General features: G+C 34.2%; 7 protein-coding genes. 1 reads left to right on the forward strand and 6 read right to left on the reverse strand.

Annotated features, from left to right (window positions below; all coding sequences use genetic code 11):
- Window positions 1–72 precede the first annotated feature (72 nt).
- The 3 genes from fusA to rpsL form a co-directional block, all read right to left on the reverse strand.
- Window positions 73–2,172 (reverse strand): elongation factor G, encoded by a 2,100-nt coding sequence (fusA, locus tag CKF54_RS06230; protein ID WP_119525502.1) that lies wholly within the window; start codon window positions 2,170–2,172, stop codon window positions 73–75.
- An 89-nt stretch (window positions 2,173–2,261) separates the two neighbouring features.
- Window positions 2,262–2,732, reverse strand: a complete 471-nt coding sequence (rpsG, locus tag CKF54_RS06235) for a 30S ribosomal protein S7 (protein WP_119525503.1) — start codon at window positions 2,730–2,732, stop codon at window positions 2,262–2,264.
- A gap of 138 nt (window positions 2,733–2,870) precedes the next feature.
- Window positions 2,871–3,245, reverse strand: a complete 375-nt coding sequence (gene rpsL / locus CKF54_RS06240; RefSeq protein WP_119496747.1) for a 30S ribosomal protein S12 — start codon at window positions 3,243–3,245, stop codon at window positions 2,871–2,873.
- A gap of 147 nt (window positions 3,246–3,392) precedes the next feature.
- On the opposite strand from rpsL, the gene CKF54_RS06245 reads away from it, so the two are divergent.
- On the forward strand, window positions 3,393–3,947 hold the full coding sequence (locus tag CKF54_RS06245; protein WP_119525504.1) for a hypothetical protein: 555 nt from the start codon (window positions 3,393–3,395) through the stop codon (window positions 3,945–3,947).
- 122 nt (window positions 3,948–4,069) lie between these two features.
- On the opposite strand, the gene CKF54_RS06250 is transcribed toward CKF54_RS06245, so the two are convergent.
- The 3 genes from CKF54_RS06250 to lon all read right to left on the reverse strand — a co-directional run bounded on the left by CKF54_RS06250 (window position 4,070) and on the right by lon (window position 7,877).
- Window positions 4,070–4,582, reverse strand: a complete 513-nt coding sequence (locus tag CKF54_RS06250) for a hypothetical protein (protein WP_119525505.1) — start codon at window positions 4,580–4,582, stop codon at window positions 4,070–4,072.
- 11 nt (window positions 4,583–4,593) lie between these two features.
- Window positions 4,594–4,968, reverse strand: a complete 375-nt coding sequence (locus CKF54_RS06255; RefSeq protein WP_119525506.1) for a hypothetical protein — start codon at window positions 4,966–4,968, stop codon at window positions 4,594–4,596.
- A 107-nt stretch (window positions 4,969–5,075) separates the two neighbouring features.
- Window positions 5,076–7,877, reverse strand: coding sequence for an endopeptidase La (gene lon, locus CKF54_RS06260; RefSeq protein ID WP_119525507.1), 2,802 nt, complete (start codon window positions 7,875–7,877; stop codon window positions 5,076–5,078).
- Between the last annotated feature and the right edge of the window lie 423 nt (window positions 7,878–8,300).

Below are 8,300 nucleotides of genomic sequence, written 5' to 3' on the forward strand. Positions count from 1 at the left end.
AACTGTGACTTAGCCATTTTAAAATTTTCCTTTAATTAAAAATTAAATTAAATTAAGTTAAGTTAAATAAAATTATTTAGCTTTACGAGCTTCAATAACTGCTTCAGCAACGTTACGTGGAGCTTCGTTATATTTTAAGAATTCCATTGAATATGATGCACGACCTTGTGTTTGTGAACGTAAGTCTGTTGCATATCCAAATAATTCTGAAAGTGGAACTTGAGCTTTGATTTTCTTAGCCATTGGGATATCTTCCATACCCTCAACTAGACCACGACGACGGTTTAAGTCACCGATTACATCACCCATGTACTCTTCTGGAGTCTCTACTTCAACTTTCATGATTGGTTCTAATAATACTGGTTGTGCTTTAGCAAAACCTTCTTTGAATGCCATAGAACCAGCTAATTTGAACGCCATTTCTGATGAGTCAACATCGTGGTATGAACCATCGTATAGAGTTACTTTAACGTCTACGATAGGGTAACCAGCTAACACACCATTACCGATTTGTTCTTGAACACCTTTATCAACCGCTGGGATGTATTCTTTAGGAACCACACCACCCACGATAGCGTTCACGAATTCGTAACCTTTGTTTTCTTCTAAAGGTTCAATACGTAAGTATACGTGACCATATTGACCACGACCACCTGATTGACGAACGAACTTACCTTCTTGTTCTACAGAACCACGAATTGTTTCACGGTAAGATACTTGTGGTTTACCAACGTTTGCTTCAACTTTGAACTCACGACGCATACGGTCAACGATGATATCAAGGTGTAACTCACCCATACCTGCGATGATAGTTTCACCTGACTCTTCATCAGTGTAAACACGGAAAGAAGGGTCTTCTTGAGCTAGACGACCTAAAGCAATACCCATTTTTTCTTGGTCTGATTTAGTTTTAGGTTCAACAGCAACGTTAATTACTGGCTCAGGGAATTCCATTCTTTCTAGGATGATAGGCTTGCTCATATCACAAATTGTATCACCTGTGATTACGTCTTTAAGACCGATTGCCGCAGCGATATCACCAGCGCGAACTTCTTTAATTTCTTCACGTTTGTTAGCGTGCATCTGAACGATACGACCAATACGCTCACGTTTTTCTTTAACTGAGTTTAATACTGTATCACCAGAGTTAACAACACCAGAGTAAACACGGAAGAATGTTAAGTTACCAACGAATGGGTCTGTAGCAATTTTGAATGCTAAAGCAGAGAATGGCTCATCATCTGAAGCGTGACGAACGTCTTCTTTACCATCTAATGTTTCACCTTTAATTGCAGGTACATCTGTAGGTGCTGGTAAGAATTCAACTACAGCGTCAAGCATTGCTTGAACACCTTTGTTCTTGAACGCAGAACCACATGTCATTAGAATGATTTCGTTAGCTAAAACACGTTGACGTAATGCAGCTTTGATTTCTTCTTCAGTTAACTCTTCACCACCTAGGTATTTTTCCATTAACTCTTCATTAGCTTCAGCTGCAGCTTCAATCATGTTGTTGTGCCATTCTTCAGCTGTTTCTTGTAACTCAGCTGGAATATCTTCAAGAGTATATGACATACCTTGATCTTCTTCATTCCAGTTGATAGCTTTCATTTTGAAAAGATCAATAACACCTTTGAAGTTTTCTTCAGCACCAATTGGAATTTGAATTGGAACAGCATTACCGCCTAAACGGTTTTTAACTTGTTCAACTACACGGTAGAAGTTTGCACCAGTACGGTCCATTTTGTTAACGAACGCGATACGTGGAACTTGGTATTTGTTAGCTTGACGCCATACTGTTTCAGATTGAGGTTGAACACCACCAACCGCACAGTACACCATTACTGCACCATCTAATACACGCATTGAACGTTCTACTTCAATAGTGAAGTCAACGTGTCCTGGAGTATCGATAATGTTGATACGGTGTTTAGGGAATTGTTGACTCATTCCAGACCAGAAACAAGTAGTAGCAGCTGAAGTAATTGTAATACCACGCTCTTGTTCTTGTTCCATCCAGTCCATTGTAGCCGCACCATCGTGAACTTCACCGATTTTGTGACTTACACCAGTGTAGAATAAAATACGTTCTGTAGTAGTTGTTTTACCTGCATCGATGTGAGCACTAATACCTATATTACGGTATAGTTCAATGGGAGTAGTTCTAGCCATTTTATCCTCGACTAAATAAAGTTATGAAACTGCTTAATAAGATAATAAATAAATTATTAAGCAGCAAGGAAAGTTTTAGTAGTAAAAAATTACCAGCGGAAGTGAGCGAACGCTTTATTCGCTTCAGCCATACGATGAACGTCTTCACGTTTCTTAACTGCTGCACCTTTATTTTCTAATGCATCAATTAATTCGTTAGCTAAACGATCTGACATAGTTTTGTCATTACGATTTCTAGCTGCATCTTTAATCCAACGCATTGCTAAAGTGTTACGACGAACTGGACGAATTTCTACTGGAACTTGGTAAGTAGAACCACCAACACGACGAGACTTAACTTCCACAGTTGGACGTACTTGTTCTAATGAAGCTTCGAAAGCTTCTAATGGTGATTTTTGACTGTGTTGAGCTAATTTCTCTAACGCAGTGTAAACGATTTTCTCAGCGATAGATTTTTTACCATCTACCATGATTACATTAATAAATTTTGCTAATACTTCTGAACCAAATTTTGGATCTGGAAGAATTTTACGTTGACCAATTACGCGACGACGTGGCATGGTTAATTTCTCCGTTTAATATTCAGGTTAATCCAAAACTCATTAAAATTAAAACATTGTAACCTTAATGGAGCTTTGATGAAAAATAATGTTAATTTATATTTTTAATTTATGTTTGGCCTTACTATACGGAAAATATTAAGATTTAGGTCTCTTAACACCGTATTTAGAACGACCTTGTTTACGGTCTTTAACACCTGCACAGTCTAAAGCACCGCGTACTGTGTGGTAACGCACACCTGGTAAGTCTTTAACACGACCACCACGGATTAAAACAACGCTGTGCTCTTGAAGGTTGTGACCTTCACCACCGATGTATGAAGTAACTTCGTAACCATTTGTTAAACGAATACGACATACTTTACGTTGTGCTGAGTTAGGTTTTTTAGGTTTTGTTGTAGAAACACGAGTACAAACTCCACGTTTTTGCGGGCACGCTTCTAACGCTGGAACTGTACTTTTAACAACCTTTTTAACGCGTGGTTTACGCACTAATTGGTTAATAGTTGCCATAATTTTATGAGCTCCATTTAGATTAAAATTTATATATTGGACTTAACATCCAAAACAAACTGCCGATATTATACATCATTTTTTTCTTTTATTCAGCTTTTTTTGTGTTATTTTAGAAAAAAGTTACTACTATAATTAAAATTACATATGGTCAAAGTTATTTACGAAAACGATATTAAATATAATTTAGATACAGCTACTCTTGATGAAATAAAAAATTGGCCACATAGTAAATTAATCGAATATCATTTAGAGCCGAAAAAGCTTTCAAGAGAGGATCTTGCTATTATTCGCTCAACCGCCTATTCTAAACTTATAAGTAGACACAAATTCACTTATGACACAGAATACTCCTCTCAAACCTTTGTGCTTTTTATTCGCAAATTGATTGTATTTCCTGTACTCTTTACATTCTTAGGTTTCTTATTTGGTTACTTTACTTACTTTAGGGCTACAGACTTATTTACTAACATAAATTATTTAAGTATTTTTTATTTTTTATTTTCCTCTGCAGTTTATTTTGCTTCTTTATTCGCACTACAAATTGTAACTAATCAGATCTTCCTAAATAAATTAAAAAATAGCGGTCGCTTACTGTTTCCTAATGAACTTTATCAAGGTTTGACTGCTAAATTTATTCTATCTTGGTTAATTATCCAAGTTTTTATCCACTTAACTATGTATCTATTAACAACGATTTAACTCTAGAGAATTTATTTTTAACCTGACGTAATTTAATTTACTTAGCATAAATTTTTCTATCTAGAGTAATACTTTTTTGCGAACGTATAGAGAGGGGAGTGATCACACTCCCCTCTCTTATTTTAAGCCTTATAAATCCATTTGTATTGCTTTAAGGTTTGCTCTAGTTCAACTTGCGATAAATTAGAATATTCAAATTCAATATTACTAAATAATTCTAGCTTACCTTCATCTATAAGCTTTATAATCCTATTGAGCACTTTTTCGTCACAAAACTCTTTGGTTATGATAAATTTAATTAACTTTTCACTTTCATACTCATGAGTGAACATTGCCCACTGAGTATATAAAGTTTTGCACTTTTCTACTAACTGCGCAACATACTTTTGCGCAGATAAGTCTTGCGCCAAATGATCTCCTAAAATTATATTGTACACTTCAGGATCTGTTTCTTTTACTCTCAGCAGTTGCTCAATATTGCTAATATCTATTAAGTTCAAAATCCCTTTATTAAGGAATATAACTTCACAATTATCTTCATAAGCAAAAATAAAGCTCAGCATCATATGACCAGCTTGTCTTACGTCAGAAGAATTATCTAGATAGTATTTATTTAAAAGATATGCAGGTACCATTTTCTCCCCTTCTAAACAAATATTTGCTCAATATTATATTTTTCAGAATTAAAAAGATCATGCACCCCTATCTTATCTTCAGGAAGTACAACCCATTCCGTTGCATACCCCCACTCTAATAAGCTTCTAGAGCAACAAATCATTTCTATATTATACTTTCTAATTAACTCTTGAAATTTTAACGCAACAAGTCTAACTTGATGAGAGAACTCTAAAACATTTTGATTAATTACAAGCGGTAGCGCTAAATTTTCGACAAAAACCAACACTTTCTCTTTAGGTTCTTGACCACTAGCTATTAAGCTCTGAATATAAACCTCAAGACGTAATAAGTTCTCTTGGATTTGAAAACTTAATGCGCTATGTCTAAAAATAAATAACTTCATTTTGATAGATAAAAAGATGGGAGCTCGAAAGCTCCCATTAAGTTTAATTTAAAGTTTAATCTAATTTTTACAAAGCAAACAGAAAAACTTGCGTCCTTAATTAAGATTTAATTAGAAGACTTTTTTCTTCTTGTAGTTTTCTTTTTAGAAGCTTCATCTTCAACTTTTTCAACTTTTGCTTTTGTTGCTTTAGATTTTTTACTTTTAGCTTCAACAGTTTCATCTTCTGCTACTTGAGTAGCTTTAACTGTCTTTTTTGCTTTCGTTGTTTTAGTTTTATTAGAAACTACTGCTTCTAAATCTAATTCAGCTTGACTTTTCTTCGCTGGACGTTTTTTATCGCCAAAAACTATATCAATAACTTCATCAATAGTTTCTACTGGATAGAACTGTAGTTCATCTTTAATACTTTGAGGAACTTTGTATAAATCAGGTTCATTAGATTTCGGTAGAATAATGTGTTTTACCCCATTACGATGTGCAGAAATAACTTTTTCTTTTACCCCACCGATACGTAAAACATCACCGTGAAGTGAAATTTCACCAGTCATACCTATATCCATCGCGATAGGTTTACCTGTTAATGAAGAAATTAAACATGTAGTTATCGCTGAACCAGCAGATGGACCATCTTTATTGATACCAGCATTTGGGAAGTGCACGTGGAAATCAAATTTAGAATAAAAATCTGGCTCTAAGTCAAATTGCTTATATCTTTGACGAATAACCGTAATTGCTGCACGGATACTTTCTTTAATCTGATTACCTAACGAACCAGTTGCAGAAATCTCACCTTTACCCACAGGAGTCGCAGCTTCAATTGGTAAAACATCACCACCAGATTGTGTCCAAGCAAGACCTGTAATTTGACCTACAAAAGATTTAGATCTAAACTCAACCTGTTCTACATTAGATTCGTTTACAACAGGACCTAAAACTTTTTGAATTAACTCTTGATCTACTTTAATTACAGAATCACCTTGTTCAACAATTTGCTTAATTGAGTAACGGATAACCCTTTCAATTCGGCGTTCTAATGAACGCACACCAGGTTCATTTGTGTAACCGTCAATGATTAAATTAATCATTGCATCAGGGAACTCAATTTCTCCATCTTTTATCGCATTTCTTCTGTAAAGCTTACCAAGAATATGAGTTTTAGCAATTTGGAACTTCTCATCACGAGTATAAGAGCCTAAATCGATAATCTCCATACGATCAAGAAGAGCCGGAGGAATGTTATAACTATTAGCTGTAGCAATAAATAATACTTTTGAAAGATCGTAATCAATCTCTAAGTAATTATCAACAAATTTATTGTTTTGCTCTGGATCTAAAACTTCTAATAACGCTGCAGCTGGATCACCACGGTGATTTGAGGTTAATTTATCAATCTCATCTAATAAGAATAAAGGATTGTTTACCCCTACCTTAGATAAATGACTAATAACTTTACCTGGTTGTGAACCAATATAAGTTCTACGGTGTCCACGAATCTCTGCTTCATCAGAAATACCACCTAGAGCCCAACGAGTGTATTTTCTTCCAGTTGCTTCTGCGATAGATTTACCTAAAGATGTTTTACCAACACCAGGAGGCCCTATTAAACAAAGTACTGGAGATTTAGCAACATCAACACGCGATAGAACTGCTAAATATTCTAAGATTCTTTCTTTAACATCAGCTAAACCAAAGTGATCTTGATCTAAAATCTCGCGAGATTTCTTTAAATCGATACTTTTTAGCTCTTCTCCTTTATAAGGAGTCTTTAATAACCACTCAACGTAGTTTTGTTGCATGTAATATTCTTGCGAGTTAGAAGGAATAATTTCTAAACGCTGAATCTCATTGCGAATCTTAGCATAAAGATCAGGTAAAGTATCTTCGATTTTTAGATTATCTAGCTTTTGTGTAAATTTATCGGTATCACTTTCTTCTGCTTCAGAATTTAACTCTTTTTTCAGAGCACGGATCTGCTCTCTAACATAATATTTACGTTGAGCAGTTTCCATATTCTTACGTACGTTATCTTGTAACTCAAGATCAAACGCGTCACGTTTTAATAGGAATTCTAAATGAGAAATTAAGAAAATGTATCTGTAGTAAAGAGTAGGCTCTTTCGCAAAAGCATTTGTCACTCTTGAAGATAATCTTAAACTAGTCAGCACAGTATAAACATATTGCTCATACGGATATTCTAGATTGATTAATCTTTCAATCTCTGTAGAATCATAATTGTTTATTCTACTAAATGAAAATACTGTTTGTTTTAACTTTGTAACTGCAAAAGCTTGAGTTCTTTCTGATACTACTTGATCATCTTCATTAAAGTCTCTTGCATTACTTGAATTTAATTCAAACTCTGACAATTTAACAGGTGCAAATAAACCACTAACCTCTTTCTTACTTGCCTCTGCTTCTTTTTTGTAGGTTAAGTTAGCAAATTGAAACGTACCTTCAGCTAAAACTTTCACAACTAAAGATAGTTGACCTGTCACTCCTTCAGCCTTTAAGCCTTCAACTTGACAGATAAAGCCATAGTTTCCTAGGTTTGTCGCAAAACTTGAAGGACGTTGAGCAACCTCTGCTAGATCTTTCGGAATATATTTTTCATCTGAAGGAACTAATAAGAAGTTCTTTAGCAGACTAGCTTTTTCTGAGGTAAAAGTTTCAATACCGTAAGTTTTAATTAGCACATCATCTAATGCCTTACTAGAAAACTCTTTGGTCTCAGTTACATATAACGTTTCATATAGAGTCTCTACTGGAGCAAAAACTACAGGTAAATCTTCTACAAACTTAGCGTCTAATTTAATCTGCTCACTTGCTTTGTCTGATTTTGCAACTCTTTTACTTGCGGTTTTATTTTGTTTTTCAATGTCTTGATCTTTTTTCTTGTTAGTAGACATTACTTAGAATCCTTAAGGCTACATCTATACCTTTAGCCTATTTTTTCTATATATTTGTTTATCTTTTTTGTCATCTTTATATTAACACGAAAAGCTAGATAAGTTAATAGTTTTCACCAAAATCTCCTCAAAGTAAAAACTGATTTATTCCCATAAAGCTAACGCATATATACTCATATAAAGATAAAAGTCTTCAAAATAATTTATTACTAAAAAATTTAAGTCTATCTAAGCTTTTAAAACTTAATAATGTAAAAATGCTTAGTAATAAATTATTAAAATAAGAGGAAAAAGGTCCGCATAGCAGACCTTTAACCTTCAAATTTTGATCAATTACTGACCATTATTAACTCTTACTAATTCAGAGTAACTCATTGCTGTTTCTTTAACTTTCACTAAAGAATTGAATAATTCAGCAACTTT

Origin of the sequence: Psittacicella hinzii (assembly GCF_003585885.1) — a bacterium.
Lineage (GTDB): Bacteria > Pseudomonadota > Gammaproteobacteria > Enterobacterales > Psittacicellaceae > Psittacicella.